Source organism: Burkholderia sp. Bp9143 (genome assembly GCF_003853645.1).
Classification (GTDB): Bacteria; Pseudomonadota; Gammaproteobacteria; order Burkholderiales; family Burkholderiaceae; genus Burkholderia.
In genome coordinates this window covers 19,962-39,236 of record NZ_QTPO01000067.1, presented here as the reverse complement: position 1 = coordinate 39,236, position 19,275 = coordinate 19,962, and the positions used below count along the sequence as shown (strand labels likewise).

Here is a 19,275-nt window from a genome sequence, read left to right as displayed (position 1 = left end):
CGCGTCGAGTACCCGGACGGCTTCGGCCTCGCGCGTTCGTCGAACACGACGCCGGTCGTCGTGATGCGGTTCGAATCCGAGACGCAGGAAGGGCTCGAGCGCATCCAGGCGGATTTCCGCCGCGTGCTGACGGCCGCGAAGCCGGACGTCGAACTGCCGTTCTGAGCGGCGCGCACGGTCGTCACACTCGAGACGCGCGGGTCCCGGCCCTCGCGGCACCGAGCGGACGCACCCATGCCACAAGCGACAACACCGCTCGTTGATCACGTAACAGGCCGTTTGGGGCGAGCGTCCCGTTCGGCTTTTCATGGCGCCGGAACAATTTGGAGGAAAAGCATGTCGGGGTATCGCGAATTGAAGGCGCAAGCCGATGAACTGATGAGACGTGCCGAGGAAGCGCGACTGGCCGAACTCGAAACCGTGCTGCAGGAGGTCCGCGCTCGAGTTGCCGAATACGAGTTGACGCCGAGGCAGATATTCGGTCGTCAAGGCAGCGCGGGAAAAGCGATGAGAAGAACGGTTACGGTCGCGCCGAAGTATCGGGATCCGAACACCGGGGCGACGTGGAGCGGACGGGGCCGCGAGCCCGCATGGATCAAAGGGAAGCGCCGCGAGCGTTTCCTGATCGAACGCGAGGAAGGTTGAACCTGCAGTCGTGAGGCGCTTCGGCCGGCGCGCGCCGGCGCGAACGCAGCCGCAATGCGCCGGACTGCACGCATACAATGGGGGCGTCCGTTGGCCGGCGCCTGCCCCTGACTTTGGCGGCGCGCAGGCCGATCCACCCGCGACCCGCCAAGGCCAACATGGAAATCAAATGGATCGAGGATTTCCTCGCGCTCGCGCAATACCAAAGCTTTTCCCGCGCGGCTGAATTTCGCAACGTCACGCAGTCGGGCTTCAGCCGCCGCATCCAGTCGCTCGAGCAGTGGATCGGTGCCGAACTGATCGACCGCAGCAGCTTTCCGCCGGTGCTGACGCCGGCGGGGCGCCTGTTCCGCGAGACGGCCGAGGACGTGCTCAGCCGCCTGTACGACACCCGCGCCATCATCCGCACCGAGCAGCGGATCGCAGGCAAGAGCCTGCAGATCGCCGCGGGCCACACGATCGCGCTGAGTTTCCTGCCGGCCTGGCTCAAGGCGCTCGCCCCGCATTTCGGCGAAGTGCGGGCGCGCGTCATTCCGACGAACGTCCACGACTCGATCCTGATGCTCGTCAACGGCAACTGCGAGCTGATGTTTGCGTATCACCATCCCGAGCTTCCGCTCCATCTCGATCCGGCGAAGTACGAGCACCTGACCGTGGGTCTCGACACGTTGATGCCGGCGTGCCGGCCGAACCAGCGATCGGCTCCCGCGTTCCGCCTTCCCGGAACGAAGCAGCATCCGCTGCCGCTGATTTCCTATACGGAAACCAGCTACTTCGGACGATGTCTCGCGCTGCTGCTCGGCCGCGCACCGGATGCGCCGGCCTTGCGGCTGCACTACGAGTCCGACATGGCCGAAGTGCTGAAGAAGCTCGTGATGGAAGGCGAGGGCGTCGCGTGGCTGCCCCGGAGCGCGATCGCGGCGGAACTGGCGGCCGGCGAACTCGTGCCGGCCGGGCCGGCGGCGTGGAACCTGGAAGTCGAGCTGCGTGTGTATCGCGACGGGTCCAATCGCAGCGAATTCCTCGACACGCTCTGGCAGCATCTGCGCGCGGAGCCTGCCCGGCTCGGCTGAGTCAGGGTTTTCCCGCCTTATGCGGGATTCGCATACCGCCATGTTGCACCGGCATCACGGCTTTTTTGACCGTCCCTACCATTCGTTTCAACGGCAATTGCGACGCATGACCGGCGTCGCGCGGCCTGCTTCGCAACTCGCCGTCTTCCGGCGGCCGGGTGCCACCCAAGGACGAATGAACATGAAAAATCGCCTTACCTTAAGCATTGCAGTCGGCATGATCCTCGGTGTCGTCGCCGGCTATGCGTGCCACACCAGCATCACGGACCCGGCCACGCTCAAGACGATCGCCGGCTATTTCTCGATCGTCACCGACATCTTCCTGCGGCTGATCAAGATGATCATCGCGCCGCTGGTATTCGTGACGCTCGTGTCCGGCCTCGCCGGCATGGACAGCGGCGAGGACGTCAGCCGTATCGGCCTGCGTTCGATCGGGTGGTTCATCTGTGCGTCGCTGATTTCGTTGAGCCTCGGCCTCGTCATGGCCAACGCGCTGCAGCCGGGCGCCGGTTTGAACCTCACGGAGAGCGCCGGCGAGGTCACCACCGGACTGAATACCGCCGCGCTGAACGCCCGGGACGTGATCACGCATGCGTTCCCGACCAGCCTGCTCGACGCGATGGCGCGCAACGACATCCTGCAGATCCTGGTGTTCTCGGTTTTTCTCGGCGTCGGGCTGAGTGCGCTGAAGCACGACAAGCGGGTCGGCGTCGTCATCCAGTCGATCGACGGGATGGTGCCGGTGATGCTGCGCCTGACGAACTACGTGATGCGCGCGGCGCCGCTCGGCGTATTCGGCGCGATCGCTGCGTCGGTCACGCTGCGCGGGCTCGACGTGATCTACACGTATGGAAAGCTGATCGGCGCGTTCTATCTCGGCTTGCTCGTCCTCTGGGCGATTCTGATCGGCGTCGGCTACGTGTTTCTCGGGCGGCGCGTCGGGAGCCTGCTGAAGGCCGTGCGCGAACCCGCGCTGATTGCATTCTCGACCGCGAGCAGCGAGGCCGCTTACCCGCGCCTGACCGAGCAGCTCGAGCAGTTCGGCGTCGACAAGAAGGTGGTGGGCTTCACGCTGCCGCTGGGCTACGCGTTCAACCTCGACGGCTCGATGATGTATCAGGCGTTCGCGGCCATCTTCATCGCGCAGGCGTTCGGCGTGCACATGCCGCTGTCGGAGCAGGTGTTCATGCTGCTGGTGCTGATGTTGAGCAGCAAGGGCATGGCGAGCGTGCCGCGCGGCTCGGTGGTCGTGGTCGCGGCGGTCGCGCCGATGTTCCACCTGCCGGTGGCCGGTGTCGCGATGGTCCTGGCGATCGACCAGATCCTCGACATGGGCCGCACGATGACGAACGTGATCGGCAACAGCGTGGCGACCGCGGTGATCGCGAAGTGGGAGAGCCGGCGCGCCGCGAAGTCGCAGAGTGCCGTATTCGATCAGCCGGAGCTGAACGCATGATGCGCTCGGATAGCGTGAATGCCCGGCGGAAATTCGGCGTGGTCGGCGGCCTCGGGCCGCTCGGCAGTGCCGACGTGTTCTTCAAGATGGTGAAGGCGACGCCTGCGGCGTCCGACGAGGACCACGTCGAGATGATCTTCGAGCAATACCCCTTCAAGGGCTCGGGGTCGGGCAGCGCGGCGACCATCGAACGCAAGCTGTACGTGTTCGACATGATCCGGGCGTTCGAGAAGCGCGGCGTGACGACCGTCGTGCTGCCGTGTTTCCTGAGCCATACGTTCATCGACGAGTTGAAGGCGAATACGAGCCTGCCGATCGTCGATATCGTCGAAGCCGTTCGCAGTCACGTGCGGCGCAAGTATCCCGATGCGACGCGCATCGGTGTGCTGGCGTCCGACTACGTGCGGGACAAGCGACTCTTCGATGCGTATTTCGCGTCGCCGCAATTCGAAGTCGTCTATCCGCGGCCGCACGACGGGATCGACCTCGTGACCGAAGCCATCTACGGCACCGACGGCATCAAGCGTGGCAATCTTCGCGGCCGGCCGATCGAGTTGTTGCGCCGTGCGTGCGAGGACCTGGCCGACCAGGGCGTGCAGGTCATCGTCCCCGCGCTGACCGAGATCGCGCTGGTCGCGGACGAAATCGGCCCGCAGCGCGTGCCGCTCGTGGATGCGAACCTGGCGTATGCGCAGTACGCGATGACCGGGCAGCCGGGTTCGCGCGCGGCGACGTTCAAGATCGGCGTGGTCGGCGGCGTCGGGCCGGCCGCGACGGTCGATTTCCTGGACAAGATCGTGCGCAACACGCCGGCGTCGCGCGACCAGGACCATATCAAGCTGCTGGTCGAGCAGAATCCGCAGATTCCCGATCGCACCGAGAACCTGGTGGGCACGGGCGCGGACCCGACGGTCTCGTTGTACGCGACCTGCAAGAAGCTCGAGGACGGCGATGCCGACGTCATCGCGATTCCATGCAACACCGCGCATGCGTTCGTCGAGCGGATCCAGCCGTACCTCGGCGTTCCGATCGTCAACATGCTGACCGTCACGGTCGCCCATCTGCGCGACACCTATCCGGCGCTGCGGGACGTCGGCGTACTGGCGACGTCCGGCACGATCGAAAGCGGGGTCTACAAGAAGGCGCTGGAATCGCAAGGGCTCCGGCAAGTGGCGCCGGGGCCGGCGTTGCAGGCGCGCGTGATGGAAGCGATCTACGGGAAGCAGGGCGTCAAGGCAGGCTTCACGACCGGACAGTGCGAGGAAGATATCGGCGCCGCGATCGACGCGCTGATTGCCGAGGGCGTGAGCGTGATCGTGCTCGGCTGTACCGAACTGCCGATCCTGCTGCCGGGCGGTGAATATGTCGCGCGGAATGGGGGGCGGGCGACGCTCGTCGATCCGACCGATGTGCTCGCCCGCACGTGCATTGGCTATGCGATGGCGGGCGGCGGTTGAGCCGGTTTCTGTTTGGGGCGGGCGTCGATGATCAGGTTGACGCCCATCGGGTTCGAGGCGCGGTTCAGGCGCCTCGGCATCGCATCAGGTTCTGCCCGCATCGCCGGCGCCCGGCGCGGCCGGGCGCGTGACGAAATGGCGTCCCGACGAGGGCGCCGCTGCGTCATCCCTGTACGAGGAAAATGCGTAGTTCAGCAACCGGGCCGCACCCGATATTCTTGCTGCGGCAGTGGGCGCGCCCAGGACCACCGCGAACACGCGTCGCTTGATCGCGGGGGCTTCCTGCGGTCGGCTCGCGGTCGCGACGATGCAATAGCCGGCGGCCGCGGTGTGTCCCGTCTTCAGGCCGTCCACGGACGGATCCATGCCAAGCAGCCAGTTCTTGTTGCGCTTCTCGAATTTTCCGTAGGAAAAGTGCTGTTTGGACGAGTACCCGTAGTATTCCGGGAAGTCCCGCGTGAGACGGAGTGCCAGCGTGGCCAGATCGCGAGCGGTCGAATGGTTGCCTGGCGTCGTGATGCCCGACGGTGTGGTGAAACGCGTGTGCTGCATGCCAATCTGCCGCGCCGTGTCGTTCATCAATTGCTCGAAGCCGGACAGCGAGCCGCCGACCCGCTCGGCCAGCACCAGCGCCGCGTCGTTCGCCGACGCGACGATCAGGCCCTGGACCAGGCTCTTGATCGTGACGCGCTGTCCGGGGACGAGATACATCCGGGCTTCGTCACTGCCGACTTCCGCCACATCGGACGTGCGGACCATAACCTTTTCGTCCCAGCCCAGGGTTCCGTCGCGCAGCGCACGAAGAGCGATGTACGCGGTCATGAGCTTGGTGAGCGACGCGGGTTGACGCTCCGCGTCCGCGTTGTGCTCGGCCAGAATCTGTTCGGACGCACCGTCGACGACGAGCCATGACACGGCTTGAATGTTCGGCGGTGCGGGTGCGGGCGCGGCTTCGGCCACTGCTGTCAAACAGGTGGTCATGACAGTCAGCAAGAGGGGTAAGCGGCGGAGTGGATGAAATTGTCGTGTCGTATGCCGAATAACCTGCATGGGAATGTGAGTCGTGACGGGTAGGGCTGATCGGGTGTCGAGCGGATGTGTCGACGGGGAAGCGTCTGGCGTGATGTATCGCGACAGGATTCGCGGACGCCGATCATAAGCGACGACGCGGCGCACGCGATGCCGTGTCGGCATCGCATGATGCGTGTGCGGCATACGACCTCGAACGCGCGGGTCGTACACCGTGGCGACACGCGCCCGCCGAGCGTCGCTTAGCGTGCGCTGTCGATGATCGAGCCGCCGTCCGGCGTGAGGCTGTAACCCGTCAGGAACTGTGCGTCCTTGCTGGCGAGGAACAGGACGACCGGTGCGATGTCGTCGTCGGGTGTGCCGAAACGACCCAGGGGGTTGGTCGGTGGCGGCACGTTGGCGTTCTCGTCCCACGTCTGCGCCAACGGCAACACGTTATTGACCGTGATCCGGTCAGCGGCCCATTCGCGTGCGGCGGTTCTCGTCAGTGCGCGCACCGCCTCTTTCGCCATGTTGTACGGACCGTAACCCGCGAGGCCCATGACGCCGGCCATCGAGCCGAAGTTGATCACTCGGCCTTCGCCGCTCGCTTTCAGGTGCGGATAGGCCGCCTGCATCATCCTCAAGTACGCGATGGGTCCGAGATCGAAATTGCGTTGCAGTTTGTCCACCGACAACTCGGTGATCGACGAGAACGGCGCGGACGGATCGAACGCATTGTTCACGAGTATGTCGATGCCGCCACACGTCGTGGCGACCTTGTCGACGGCCGCGTTGATCTGGTCGGCGCTGCCGAGATCGCAAGGGACGCCGAGTGCATGGCCGCCGGCGGCCTCGATGTCGGCGACGACCGCATCGACGTTGGCCGGCGTGAGCGAAACGACCGCTACGGTTGCGCCTTCGGCGGCGAACCGTTTCGCGGTGGCGCGTCCGATTCCCCGGCCGGCGCCCGTTACGATGGCGATTTTCCCGCTGAGTCGGGCCATGATGTTCTCCTTTAGCTGACGGTCGCGTGACGCATCGTCGCGGCGATGCCGTACGGCGACGGGATGTCGCGCGCTGCGTTCTGCGTGGTGAATGAAACGACGAGACAGACGAGGGCGACCGCTGCCGGCAGTGCGCCTTGTGGCTTGCGAACACCGATGTGCGCCAGTCCGGAAAGCAGCAGGTGATAGAAGATGCCCGCGTACGCGAGATCGCTGAGCGGTACGCCGACACGTGTCAGGATGGCCGCTACGGCGCCGATCTTCGCGACGGTCAGGAGCGGCACGAGATACGCGGGATAACCGAATCCGACGAGGATCTTGCGGACCCGATCCCGCTTGACGATGTAGAGCGTCGCGGACGTGAGATAGAGCAGCGACAGCAATGCGGTGCTGATCCAGTATGCGAAATTTTCAGCCATTTGTTGCGGGTTCCTGAGTTTCGTCGCTATCGACTTGGCACAAGAATGTCGTCTAAGATGAACTCCCGCAAGTAGGATGATTTTCTGTCTGCTGGTATGGAAAAGATGACTAAAGACGCCGACGAAGTGAACATGCACGACGAAATGCGGCGCGCATTCGCGCTGCTTTCCGGCAAGTGGAAACTGGAGATCATGTGGCTGCTCAATCGGCGCGTCTATCGATTCGGAGAACTACGAAAAGCGATTCCCGGCATCACGCAGCACATGCTGACGGCGCAGTTGCGCGAGCTGGAAGCGGACGGCTTGATTACCCGCACGGTGTTCGCGGAAGTGCCACCGCGCGTCGAATACGCAATCACCGCGAAGGCGCGTGGCCTCGGGCCGACGATGGAGGCGTTGACGGCGTGGTGGAACGAATACGGGCGAACCGTGCCGGCGAAGCCGCCGGGGCGTGGACGCAGGGCAAGTCCCGCCAAGGCGAAGCCGGAGTGATCTGGCGCGTATTCCCGCATTCGCGCCGTTCATGGAAAACTGTATGAATATACAGTATAGTATCCGTCGAACTCGAGCGGCGCGGGCATGACCCGTGCGGCACGTGCGCCGCGCCTGCGGGCATCCGCCGCAGCGTTTCGGCACCGTGAATTCCGGCTAACTCATTCAGACAGACGGGCAGGCAAATTGTCATCCAGCAATCTGATCCGCATTCGCGGAGCACGTCAGCACAACCTCAAGAACCTCGATCTCGACCTGCGCACCGGCGAAATGACGGTCGTCACCGGCCCGTCGGGCTCCGGCAAGTCGAGCCTCGTGTTCGACACGCTGTACGCGGAAGGGCAGCGGCGCTACGTCGAGACGTTCAGCGCGTACGCGCGGCAGTTCCTCGACCGGATGGACCGCCCGCAGGTCGAGCGCGTCGACGGCGTGCCGCCCGCGATCGCGATCGACCAGACCAACCCGGTCCGCAGTTCGCGCTCGACCGTCGGCACGATGACCGAGCTGAACGATCACCTGAAGCTGCTGTACGCGCGCGCGGCCGAGCTGTTCGACCGTCAGACCGCGCGGCAGGTGCGGCATGACACGCCCGAGACGATCTACGCGGAACTCGTCGAGCGCACGCGCGCCGACGATCCGCGCGTCGTCGTCACGTTCCCGGTCGAGCTGCCGGAAAGCGCATCCGAGGACGAAGTCGCGCAGTGGCTGTCCGCGAGCGGCTACACGCGCGTGCAGGCGCAGCGCGAAGTCGCGTCGCCCACCGGCCCGCGCAAGCTGCTCGACGTGGTGGCCGATCGCTTCCGCGTGCAGCAGGCCGACAAGGTGCGCGTGGTCGAGGCGATCGAGGCATCGCTGAAGCGCGGCGGCGGCCGCGTGAACGTCTACGTGCTCGCGCCGGAAGCGGAAAACGCGCTGGCCGAGCCGCAAGTGTGGCGTTTCTCCACCGGGCTGCACGATCCCGATAGCGACCTGCGCTACGCGGAGCCGCAGGCGGCGATGTTCTCGTTCAACTCGGCATACGGCGCGTGCGAAACCTGCCGCGGCTTCGGCCGCGTGATCGGTGTCGATCTCGGTCTCGTGATTCCCGACGCGCGCAAGACGCTGCGCGGCGGCGCGATCAAGCCGATGCAGACACCCGCCTGGAAGGAGTGCCAGGACGACCTGATGCGCTACGCGGCGAAGGCGGACATCCGCCGCGACACGCCGTGGTCCGACCTGACGGACGCCGAGCGCGACTGGGTGATCAACGGCTCGCCGGACTGGAACGGCAAGTGGCAGAGCCAGTGGTACGGCGTGAAACGCTTCTTCGGCTACCTCGAATCGAAAGCGTACAAGATGCATATCCGCGTGCTGCTGTCGAAGTACCGCAGCTACACGCCGTGCGAGGTCTGTGGCGGCGCGCGCCTGAAGACGGAATCGCTGCAGTGGCGGCTCGGCTCGAAGGCGAACGCCGATGCGGTGCTCGCGCCGGCCGATCGCTTCATGCCGCGCGGCGTCGACTGGACGCGCGCGCAGCTCGAGGCGCTGCCGGGCCTGACGGTGCACGACCTGATGCTGCTGCCGATCGACCGCATCCGCCGTTTCTTCGATGACGTGAGCCTGCCGAGCGCGCTGCTCGACGATGCGCTGAAGCTGCTGCTCGCCGAGGTGCGCACGCGCCTCAAATACCTGTGCGACGTGGGGCTCGGCTACCTGACGCTCGACCGGCAGAGCCGCACGCTGTCGGGCGGCGAGGTCCAGCGGATCAACCTGACCACGGCGCTCGGCACGTCGCTCACGAAAACCCTGTTCGTGCTCGACGAACCGAGCATCGGGCTGCATCCGCGCGACCTCACGCGGATCGTCGAGGCGATGCAGCGGCTGCGCGACGCGGGCAATACGCTGGTCGTCGTCGAGCACGATCCGTCGGTGATGCTCGCGGCCGACCGGCTGATCGACATGGGCCCGGGCCCCGGCGAGCGCGGCGGCACGATCGTCTACGACGGCACGCCGGGCGACATCCGTTCCGCGCGCACGCTGACGGGCGAGTATCTCGGCGGCCGCAAGCACGTCGCGCATGCGTCGAACTGGGCGCGCCGTCCGGTCGACGCGAACACGCCGCGCATCGTGCTCGAAGGCGCGACCGAGCACAACCTGCGCGACGTGACGGTCGAGATTCCGCTGCAGCGGCTCGTCTGCGTGACGGGCGTGTCGGGTTCCGGCAAGTCGACGCTGCTGCAGGACGTGCTCTATCCGGCGATGGCGCGCCATCACGGCAAGGCGACCGAGTCGCCGGGCGCGTTCCGCAATCTCACGGGCGCCGACCAGGTCGGCGACGTCGTGTTCGTCGATCAGTCGCCGATCGGCAAGACCACGCGGTCGAACCCGGCCAGCTATGTCGGCGCGTTCGACGAGATCCGCAAGCTGTTCGCGAAGGCGCCGCTCGCGCTGCAACGCGGCTACGGCGCCGGCACGTTCAGCTTCAACTCGGGCGACGGCCGTTGCCCGACCTGCGGCGGCTCGGGCTTCGAGCACATCGAGATGCAGTTCCTGAGCGACGTCTACCTGCGTTGCCCGGACTGCGACGGCAGCCGCTACCGCGCCGAGATTCTCGAAGTGCGGATCGAGCGCGACGGCCGCGCGCTGAACATCGCCGACGTGCTCGACCTGACCGTCAGCGAAGCGGCCGCGTTCTTCGCGACCGACGCCGAGGTGCTGCGCGTGCTGCAGCCGATCGTTGACGTCGGCCTTGAATACGTGAAGCTCGGCCAGCCGGTGCCGACGCTGTCGGGCGGCGAGGCGCAGCGGCTGAAGCTGGCCGGCTTCCTCGCCGAATCGGCGGCGGCCGCGGGCGGGCGCCGGGTCGCCAGCGAAGAGGCGCGCATCGCGCGCGCGAAGCTGTTCATGTTCGACGAGCCCACCACCGGGCTGCACTTCGACGACATCGCGAAGCTGATGCAGGCGTTCGGCAAGCTGCTCGCGGCCGGCCATTCGCTGATCGTGATCGAGCACAACCTCGACGTGATCCGCGCGGCCGACTGGCTGATCGATCTCGGCCCGGAAGGCGGCGACGGCGGCGGCCTCGTGCTGTGCGCGGGCACGCCCGACGACGTGAAGGCCTGCGCGGAATCGCATACCGGCGTCGCGCTGCTGCAGTATGACCGCGCGATGGACGGCGAAATGGCGCTGGCCGACGAAGGCGTGCCGCTGCAGGCCGTGCTGAACGCCGCTCGCGAGCGGCGCGCGATCGAGGGCGAGGACGTCGTGCGGATCGTCAATGCGCGCGAGCACAACCTGAAGGCGCTCGACGTCGACATCCCGCACGGCAAGTTCAACGTGATCACCGGCGTGTCGGGTTCCGGCAAGTCGACGCTCGCGTTCGACATCCTGTTCCACGAAGGCCAGCGCCGCTACCTCGAATCGCTGAACGCGTATGCGCGCTCGATCGTGCAGCCGGCCGGGCGGCCGGAAGTCGATGCGGTGTACGGCATTCCGCCGACGGTGGCGATCGAGCAGCGGCTGTCGCGCGGCGGCCGCAAGAGCACGGTCGCGACCACGTCCGAAGTCTGGCACTTCCTGCGGCTGCTGTATGTGAAGCTCGGCCTGCAGCATTGCATTCACGACGGCACGCCCGTCACGTCGCAATCCGTCGAATCGATCGCCGCGCAGCTGCTGCGCGACCATCGCGGCGAGCACGTCGGGCTGCTCGCGCCGCTCGTGGTCAACCGCAAGGGCGTGTATACCGACCTCGCGAAGTGGGCGAAGGCGCGTGGCAGCACGCATCTGCGCGTCGACGGCGAATTCGTCACGGTCGATCCGTGGCCGAAGCTCGATCGCTTCCGCGAACACACGATCGAGTTGCCGGTCGCCGACATCGTCGTGTCGCCGGACAACGAGGCCGAGTTGCGTCGCCTGCTCGACGAGACGCTCGAGCTCGGCAAGGGCGTGATGCACCTGCTCGCGCCGCTCGACGGGCTGCATCACGCGATGCAGAACGATCGTTCGACCGCGCGCGTCGGCGAGGTCAAGGTGCTGTCGGTCAAGCGCGCGTGCCCGGTGTGCGGCACGAGCTACCCGGAACTCGATCCGCGGATGTTCTCGTACAACAGCAAGCACGGCTGGTGCACGACCTGCGTCGGCACGGGCGTCACGCTCACGCGCGAACAGCGCGCGGCATACGACGACACGGTGCTCGCCGGGGACGACCGCGGCCGCGAGCAAACCTTGCCGTCGGACGAACAGGAACCGGAAGGCGTCGGCAACGAGCCGTGCCCGGATTGCAGCGGTACGCGCCTGAACCCGTCCGCGCGCGCGGTCACGTTCGACGCGCATCCGATCGTCGAGGTCGCGCAGTGGACGGTGTCCGATACGCGCCGCTGGATCGACGCGCTGGAACTGACCGGCCGCGACGCGCAGATCGCGCGCGACATCGTCAGCGAGATCGGCAGCCGCCTCGCGTTTCTCGAGGAAGTCGGGCTCGGCTACCTGAGCCTCGATCGCGCGGCGCCGAGCCTGTCGGGCGGCGAAGCGCAGCGCATTCGGCTCGCGGCGCAGCTCGGCAGCAACCTGCAGGGCGTGTGCTACGTGCTCGACGAGCCGACGATCGGCCTGCATCCGCGCGACAACCAGATCCTGCTGGACGCGCTGCGCAAGCTCGGCGACAAGGGCAACACGCTCGTCGTCGTCGAGCATGACGAGGACACGATTCGCCGTGCGGATCACATCATCGACGTCGGCCCGGGCGCCGGCAAGCGCGGCGGCACGCTGGTCGCCGAGGGCGCGGTCGCGGATCTGGCCGCACAGCCGGATTCGGTGACGGGCCGCCTGCTCGCGCAGCCGATGACGCACCCGCTGCAGCCGCGCCGCGCGGTGAGCCTGCCGGGCAAGAAGGGCGCACCGGCGGTGCCGGAGGGCTGGCTGACCGTGCACGGCGCGACGCTGCACAACCTGCGCGACGTCACCGTCGGCATTCCGCTCGCACGGCTCGTCGCGGTGACGGGCGTCAGCGGCTCGGGCAAGTCGACGCTCGCGCGCGACGTGCTGATGACGAACCTGCTCGATGCGGTCGGCCGCTCGGTGCTGTCGTCGCCGGCCACGCGGCGCGCGCGCAAGGCCGCGCAGCAGGACGCGCCGGCCGCCAACCGCCGCTCGAGCGTGCTCGCGCGCAGCGCACCGCGGCCGTCGCTGAACGTCACGCATGCGTGGCAGGGCTGCGCGTCGCTGAGCGGCTGGGAGCAGATCGACCGCGTGCTCGAAGTCGACCAGACGCCGATCGGCAAGACGCCGCGCTCGTGTCCGGCCACCTACATCGGCGTGTGGGACACGATCCGCAAGCTGTTCGCCGATACGCTGGAAGCGCGTGCGCGCGGCTACACGGCGTCGCGCTTCTCGTTCAACACCGGCGACGGGCGTTGCCCGGCCTGTGAGGGGCAAGGCGTGCGCACGATCGGGATGAGCTTCCTGCCCGACGTGAAGGTGCCGTGCGACGTGTGCCACGGGCAGCGCTTCAATCCGGAGACGCTCGCGGTCACGTGGCGCGGCCGGAACATCGGCGACGTGCTGACGATGGAGATCGACGAAGCGGTCGAGTTCTTCGCGCCGATCTCGAACATCGCGCATCCGCTGCAGCTGATGAAGGACGTCGGCCTCGGCTACCTGACGCTCGGCCAGCCGTCGCCGACGCTGTCCGGCGGCGAGGCGCAGCGCATCAAGCTCGTCACCGAGCTCACGAAGGTGCGCGACGACATCACGCGGCGCGGCCAGAAGGCGCCGCACACGCTGTACGTGCTCGACGAGCCGACGGTCGGCCTGCACATGGCCGACGTCGCGAAGCTGATCCGCGTGCTGCACCGGCTGGTCGACGGCGGGCATAGCGTCGTCGTGATCGAGCATGACCTCGACGTGATCGCGGAAGCCGACTGGATCATCGATCTCGGCCCGGAAGGCGGCGTGGGCGGTGGCACGATCGTCGCGTCGGCGCCGCCGGAAGGGCTCGCGCAGGTGAAGGCGAGCCATACCGGGCAGGCGCTGAAGCCCGTGCTGGCGCGCACGGCCGCGGCGGGCGATGAAGCAGTGAACCAGGGAGAAGCGCGGGTCGGTTGAACGCGGTATTTCCGGTGAGCGGCCCCGGTGTCGAGCGAGACACCGGGGCCGTTTTTACGTCCACCCGTGCGATCAGCTAGTACGACATCCCGTCATATCGTGTCGGGACGCGTCGAGGCTACCAGGCAACGCCAGTGAAGCTGGCGCACAAGGAACGACACGAACGGCGTTCGCCGATCGAGCGGCAAGCGGTTGGGCAATCTCATTCGCCCTTGACGCCGATCGTCTCGATGATGGTTTCCAGCTGCGGGCTCATCGGCAGGTTGAGGCTCATGCCCGACGGAAGCGGGCGCAGGAACCAGCGCTTGTACTGACGCGTGATCTCGCCGTCGACGGCCAGCTCCACGAACGTGCGCTTCACGACCTGCGCGAGCTGCGGATCGTCCTTGCGGAACATGATGCCGTACGGGTCGTATGACAGGAAATCGCCCACCACGTCATACTTGCCGCCCTTGCCAGCGTTCTCGGCGATCAGGCCGTACAGCAGCACGTCGTCCGTCGCGAATGCATCGGCGCCGCCGTTCGCGACGAGCGCGAAGCCCTGCGCATGGTCCGGCACCACCTGCAGCTGGATCCCGAGCCTGAACCGCGCGTCCAGGTCGCGCAGCGCCTTCTCGTTGGTCGTGCCGGCCGTCACCGCGACCTTCCTGCCCGCGAGATCGCGGAACGAGCGGATCGGCGAGCCTCGCTTCACCATCACCTTCGTGCCGGCCACGAAGATGATCGGCGAGAACGCCACGCGCTGCTGGCGCTCCAGGTTACTCGTCGTGGAGCCGCATTCCAGATCGACCTTGCCGCTGACCACCGCGTCGATGCGGTTGTCGGAGGTGACCGGCACCCAGCGGATCGTCAGGCTCTTGTTGACCGCATCCTCGATCGACGACACGAGCGCCTTGCAGAGCTCGATCGAATAACCGATTGGCTCATTGCGTGCATTCAGGTACGAGAACGGTATCGACGCGTCGCGATAGCCGAGCGCGATCGTGCCGCTGCCGCGCACCTTCGCGAGCGTGCCGGTCAGCTGGGTCGGCGCGAACGGCTCGACTTGCGGCGGCGCGAATGGCGCATCTTCCGCGCGCGCGGTTGCGCCCGCGGCAACCAGGCCTGCTAGCGCGAGCGCACGCCAGAATCGCTGCATCTTCATCGCCGGGCCTCCGTCAGACATCCGCCGGATGCGCGATCGTCCCTTCCTGCTCCGCGTCGATGCGCGCCAGGTTGGCCTCGGCTTCCGCCTCCGACATCAGCTGGCCTTCCCACTTCGCGACCACGGCGCTCGCGATCGAGTTGCCCACCGCGTTGGTGGCCGAGCGGCCCATGTCGAGGAACGTGTCGACGCCGAGGATCAGCAGCAGCCCGGCTTCCGGCAGCCCGAACTGGTGCAGCGTGGCGGCGATCACGACGAGCGATGCGCGCGGCACGCCGGCCATCCCCTTCGACGTGAGCATCAGGACCAGCAGCATCGTGATCTGCGTGCCGAGCGACAGGTGGATGTTGTACGCCTGCGCGATGAACAGTGCCGCGAACGTGCAGTACATCATCGAGCCGTCGAGGTTGAACGAATAGCCCATCGGCATCACGAAGCTCGAAATCCTGCGCCGCACGCCGAACCGGTCGAGCGCATCGAGGATCTTCGGGTACGCGGCTTCCGAGCTGGCCGTCGCGAACGACAGCATGAACGCTTCCCGGATCAGCAAGAGCAGCTTGAACACGCGACGGCCGAGGAACAGCAGCCCGGCACAGACGAGCAAGGTCCAGAGCAGGAACAGGCTGACGTAGAAGTCGCCCATGAACACCGCGAACTTCAGCAACACCGACAGCCCGTTGACCGCGACGGTCGCGGCCATCGCGGCCAGCACCGCGAGCGGCGCGAGCTTCATCACGTAGCCGGTGATCTTGAGCATCACGTGCGACAGCTGGTCGATCGCGGCCACGAGGATCTTGCCGCGCTCGCCGAGCGCGGCAAGCGCCACGCCGAAGAACATCGAGAACACGACGATCTGCAGGATCTCGTTATTGGTCATCGCCTCCGCGAACGACCTCGGCACCATGTGGCCGACGAAATCCTTGAGCGTGAATTTGGAGGTCGCGAGGTTCGCCGAGGCGCCGATGTCCGGCAGCGGCAGGCCGAGGTTGTCGCCGGGACGGAGCAGGTTCGCCATGAACAGCCCGAGCAGCAGCGAGATCAGCGACGCGGTGACGAACCAGCCGATCGATTTCGCGAACACGCGCCCGACCGATGCCGCGTCGCCCATGTGCGCGATGCCGACCACCAGCGTGGAGAACACGAGCGGCCCGATCACCATCTTGATCAGGCGCAGGAACACATCGGACACGAGCGAGATGTAACCGGCGATCTCGGTGGTGGCCTTCTTGTCAGGAAAGCTCGTGAAGATCATGTAGCCGATCACGATGCCTGCCACCATCGCGATCAGGATCCATACGGCTGCAGCATTCTTTTTCTGCATCGTGAGCCTCCCTTGCACCGGTTCTGCAACCGGGGATGGAAGGACAATACAGGACGCGAACGGCGATGAACAGTGCAACCGGGGTCGGGGTTTGCGCTAGCGCCGTGTCGCGACCGAATGTTCGACAGCGATTGCGCCGGTAGCGCTCCATGCCCGTGGGTGGCGCAACCCGATACTTGATTTGTGCGCGGCAGCACGTGTTCGTCGGGGGCAGGTAAAAGTTGACCGGTTCAATCCTGAATCGGCAAGACCTGATCGCGGATACGCGTCGACAACGCCGAGCCGCGCTTGAGCAGGAAGTCCATCAGCAGCCGCGGATAGTCGGCCCCGACCGCCGCGCGCACGGACGGCCGTTCGGCGAGCCGTTGCCGCCACGCGGTGACCTTGGGCAGGCCCGCGAAGAACCCGAAGTCGTCGATCTGCTCGAACACGTCGAAGTAGCGGAATACCGGCCCGAATGCCGCGTCCACGATGCTGAAGTGTGCGCCGCCAAAGTACGGGCCGGCGCCGAGCGTGTCTTCGAGCTGCTCGAATCGTGCGCGGATGTCACGGGTTTTCGTGGCCAGCGCCGTTTCGTCCGGCGCCGCGTAGAACCCCCAGACAGCGTTCAGCAGTGCCGATGCGAACTCGACCCAGGCGCGGTGCCGCGCCCGCTCCAGCGGCGCATCGGGATGCAGCCGCGGCGCGAGCCTCTCGTCGAGGTAGTCGCAGATCACGGCCGATTCGAAGATGGGTTCGCCATCGACGACCAGCACGGGGGTCTTGCCGAGCGGGGAAATCCTGCGAAACCAGTCCGGCTTGTTGCTCAGGTCGACGTCCGTCCGTTCGAACGGCACGCCTTTTTCGGTCAGCACGATGACTGCGCGCTGGACGTACGGGCACAGCACATGGCTGACGAGGTGGTATTGGGAAGTGCGCATGTCGTCGCCTCGCGGTGTCAAGCCGCGCCTTGTCGAAATCGGTTGATTCATATCGGCACCCATTGCGAGAGTCAGCAAAGCGGCACCGAATTTAGCATTGCGGATACGCTTGAAAAATACGCATCATTACAATGAAGCAATGCAAAAATGCAATGCAGGGGGGCAACCGGATGCCATACAAGCTCAGCGCAGCAGACCTCGAAACGATCCTGGCGTTGTCCCGCTCGGGCACGCTGGTTCAGGCCGGCGAGCGCCTGGACGTGGATGCCTCGACCGTGTTTCGCAACCTCCGACGGATCGAGCGCGGCCTGCAGCAGCAGCTGTTCGAACGGACCCGCTCAGGCTATCGCGCGAAGGAAGTCGCGCTGGCGCTGGCCGAACACGCGGAGCAGGTGGAAGTGCAGGTCGAATCGGCCCGCTCGGTCGCGCAACAAGTGCCCGAGCAAGTGGCGGGCATGGTGCGCATCACCACCACCGACACGATTCTGCACGGGCTGGTCGGGCCGGCGCTGAAGCAGCTGGAAGCCGTGCACCCGCTGCTTGCGTACGAGCTGCACACGGGCAACGAGATTGCCGACCTGGGGCGCCGCGATGCCGACATCGCGGTGCGCGCGACCAGGCAGCCCCCGGAATATCTCGTGGGCAAGCATGTCGGTTCGATCGACGTGGCGCTTTTCGCGTCGATGCACTACGACGCCGCACGCCGTTATGAAGACGTCACGGCGGGCAAGGCGCGCTGGATCGCGCCGGACGATGCGCTTCCGGGCCACCCATCGGTCATCTGGCGCAAACGTCATTTCCGGAAAGTGGTGCCGCACTACAAGGTCAACAGCATCCTGACCGTGATGGAGCTGGTCGCCCTCGGCATGGGCGTCGGCATCCTGCCGACGTTCCTGACACGCGGCCGCTCCGATCTCGTGCAACTGACCGATGTCCTGCACGACTGCCAGACCGAGCTGTGGGTGCTGACGCATCGGGAGTCGCGACATCTGCTGCGGGTCTCGACCGTATTCAAATATCTGTCGACGACGTTGAAGATCTGAACGTGTGCGTCCGTGTGCAGTCGCGTTTCTTTATGGGCGAGCGACAAACCGGAAACGTCGACCGGGTACAACACCCCGTAAATGGATTGAATAAGCCGCGGCCCCGGAGATCGTGGCGCGATGCTGGACTAGTCATGCGCACCGGGATCCAGCAGGTTCGTGCTGAAATCGCACGCCTGCGTCGCCAGTCGAACGATTTCGGCCGTCAGCGAATGGGCGCGCTCGGCGCGATGCAGCGCGACGTAGCGAACCGGCGGCAGCGCCGGCCGCGTGCGCACGATCTCCAGCGCCTCACACGCGACCAGATGCGCGACGCACGCCTTCGGCAGATAACTGACGCCCAGCCCCGACAGCGTCAGGCCGATCTGCGCGATCAGGCTGTTGCTCGACAGCACGCGCTGCATCGCGACGCCATGTTCCTGCAGGAAGCGGGTGTACAGGTGCCCCGTGCCCGACAGGTTTCCCTGCAGGATGAGCGGATACTGGGCGATGTCCGTCAGCGACATGCTCGCCTTGCGCTTCGGCATGAACCCGGCCGCGCACATCCACGCATTGTCGACTTCGCCGACCACCGTCGCCGAGAACGATTCCGTCGCATGAATCTGCGGAACGACGATCAGGTCGATCGTGTCGGCCGCGAGACGCTCGCGTAGCGTCGCCGTCAGGTCGACCTCGGCCTCGACGCGTACGCGCGGATAGGCCGCCTGGATCGCCGCGATCAGGCGCGGCAGCCAGGTCAGCGCGGTTAGTTCGGTCACGCCGATCCGGACGTGCCGCACCAGCGCTTCCTTCGAACTCATCCGCTCGACGACGCGGTCGCGCTGCTCGAGCAATGCCTTCGCGTGGTCGAACAGTTCGGCGCCCTTGTCGGTGAGCCGTGCGCTGCGGTGCGCGCGATCGAACACGGTCAGGTCGAACGCGCGCTCGAGCTCCTGGATCCGCTTCGACACGGCCGATTGCGTCGTGTTGAGGCGCGTCGCGGCCGCGTCGAAGGAGCCGAGCTGCACGATCCAGTACAGCGCTTCCATCTGCTTGAACGTGAGCATTGCCTTGCACCCGATAGATGAGGAAAAGCGATATTTTCTCATGTCAAAAAATCGCTTTTTTTACCTATTTCGGCTGCTTAAGGTTCTCCCGTTGCGTGGCCCGACGAGCGCGTTCGTCAGAAAACGCGCCGCATCGTAGCCAGCGTTCAATCGAACCCCCTTA

Annotated in this window: 14 protein-coding genes and 1 pseudogene; 8 read left to right on the top strand and 7 right to left on the bottom strand. The window is 66.1% G+C overall.

Annotated features, from left to right (window positions below; translation table 11 throughout):
* The 5 genes and pseudogenes from DIE23_RS34685 to DIE23_RS34665 all read left to right on the top strand — a co-directional run.
* A pseudogene (locus DIE23_RS34685) lies at nt 1-165 on the top strand (phosphomannomutase/phosphoglucomutase); the annotation flags it as partial.
* Nucleotides 166-336: 171 nt separating this feature from the next.
* Nucleotides 337-645 carry an H-NS family nucleoid-associated regulatory protein gene (locus DIE23_RS34680; protein ID WP_124616817.1) on the top strand — a complete coding sequence of 103 codons (309 nt, stop codon included), beginning with the start codon at nt 337-339 and terminating at the stop codon, nt 643-645.
* Nucleotides 646-803: 158 nt separating this feature from the next.
* Entirely contained in the window at nt 804-1,718 is a 915-nt protein-coding gene (locus tag DIE23_RS34675) for a LysR substrate-binding domain-containing protein (RefSeq protein WP_124616815.1), read from the top strand.
* A gap of 181 nt (nt 1,719-1,899) precedes the next feature.
* Entirely contained in the window at nt 1,900-3,174 is a 1,275-nt protein-coding gene (locus DIE23_RS34670) for a dicarboxylate/amino acid:cation symporter (RefSeq protein ID WP_124616813.1), read from the top strand.
* Entirely contained in the window at nt 3,171-4,631 is a 1,461-nt protein-coding gene (locus DIE23_RS34665; RefSeq protein ID WP_409364270.1) for an amino acid racemase, read from the top strand. The genes DIE23_RS34670 and DIE23_RS34665 overlap by 4 nt, the downstream gene beginning before the upstream one ends.
* Before the next feature lie 84 nt (nt 4,632-4,715).
* Here the strand turns inward: DIE23_RS34665 and DIE23_RS34660 are convergent, their stop codons facing one another.
* The 3 genes from DIE23_RS34660 to DIE23_RS34650 form a co-directional block, all read right to left on the bottom strand.
* A complete protein-coding gene (locus DIE23_RS34660) occupies nt 4,716-5,612 on the bottom strand; it encodes a D-alanyl-D-alanine carboxypeptidase family protein (protein ID WP_260436316.1) in 897 nt (298 codons plus the stop codon).
* A gap of 290 nt (nt 5,613-5,902) precedes the next feature.
* Nucleotides 5,903-6,646, bottom strand: coding sequence for an SDR family NAD(P)-dependent oxidoreductase (locus tag DIE23_RS34655; RefSeq protein ID WP_124616811.1), 744 nt, complete (start codon nt 6,644-6,646; stop codon nt 5,903-5,905).
* 11 nt (nt 6,647-6,657) lie between these two features.
* Nucleotides 6,658-7,065: a DoxX family protein gene (locus tag DIE23_RS34650; protein WP_124616809.1), complete on the bottom strand. Its 408-nt coding sequence runs from the start codon at nt 7,063-7,065 to the stop codon at nt 6,658-6,660.
* A 144-nt stretch (nt 7,066-7,209) separates the two neighbouring features.
* On the opposite strand from DIE23_RS34650, the gene DIE23_RS34645 reads away from it, so the two are divergent.
* Nucleotides 7,210-7,557, top strand: coding sequence for a winged helix-turn-helix transcriptional regulator (locus tag DIE23_RS34645; RefSeq protein ID WP_409364269.1), 348 nt, complete (start codon nt 7,210-7,212; stop codon nt 7,555-7,557).
* 186 nt (nt 7,558-7,743) lie between these two features.
* The gene (gene uvrA / locus DIE23_RS34640; protein WP_124616805.1) at nt 7,744-13,638 is read left to right on the top strand and encodes an excinuclease ABC subunit UvrA; all 5,895 of its coding nucleotides are present in this window, start codon (nt 7,744-7,746) and stop codon (nt 13,636-13,638) included.
* Nucleotides 13,639-13,840: 202 nt separating this feature from the next.
* On the opposite strand, the gene DIE23_RS34635 is transcribed toward uvrA, so the two are convergent.
* From DIE23_RS34635 to DIE23_RS34625, 3 genes are all read right to left on the bottom strand, one after another.
* Nucleotides 13,841-14,782 carry an amino acid ABC transporter substrate-binding protein gene (locus DIE23_RS34635; protein ID WP_124616803.1) on the bottom strand — a complete coding sequence of 314 codons (942 nt, stop codon included), beginning with the start codon at nt 14,780-14,782 and terminating at the stop codon, nt 13,841-13,843.
* A 13-nt stretch (nt 14,783-14,795) separates the two neighbouring features.
* On the bottom strand, nt 14,796-16,103 hold the full coding sequence (locus DIE23_RS34630) for a dicarboxylate/amino acid:cation symporter (RefSeq protein WP_124616801.1): 1,308 nt from the start codon (nt 16,101-16,103) through the stop codon (nt 14,796-14,798).
* A gap of 230 nt (nt 16,104-16,333) precedes the next feature.
* Entirely contained in the window at nt 16,334-17,023 is a 690-nt protein-coding gene (locus tag DIE23_RS34625) for a glutathione S-transferase family protein (protein ID WP_124616799.1), read from the bottom strand.
* A 152-nt stretch (nt 17,024-17,175) separates the two neighbouring features.
* On the opposite strand from DIE23_RS34625, the gene DIE23_RS34620 reads away from it, so the two are divergent.
* Nucleotides 17,176-18,066: a LysR family transcriptional regulator gene (locus DIE23_RS34620; RefSeq protein ID WP_260436315.1), complete on the top strand. Its 891-nt coding sequence runs from the start codon at nt 17,176-17,178 to the stop codon at nt 18,064-18,066.
* A 128-nt stretch (nt 18,067-18,194) separates the two neighbouring features.
* Here the strand turns inward: DIE23_RS34620 and DIE23_RS34615 are convergent, their stop codons facing one another.
* A complete protein-coding gene (locus DIE23_RS34615; protein ID WP_124616795.1) occupies nt 18,195-19,112 on the bottom strand; it encodes a LysR family transcriptional regulator in 918 nt (305 codons plus the stop codon).
* Nucleotides 19,113-19,275 lie beyond the last annotated feature (163 nt).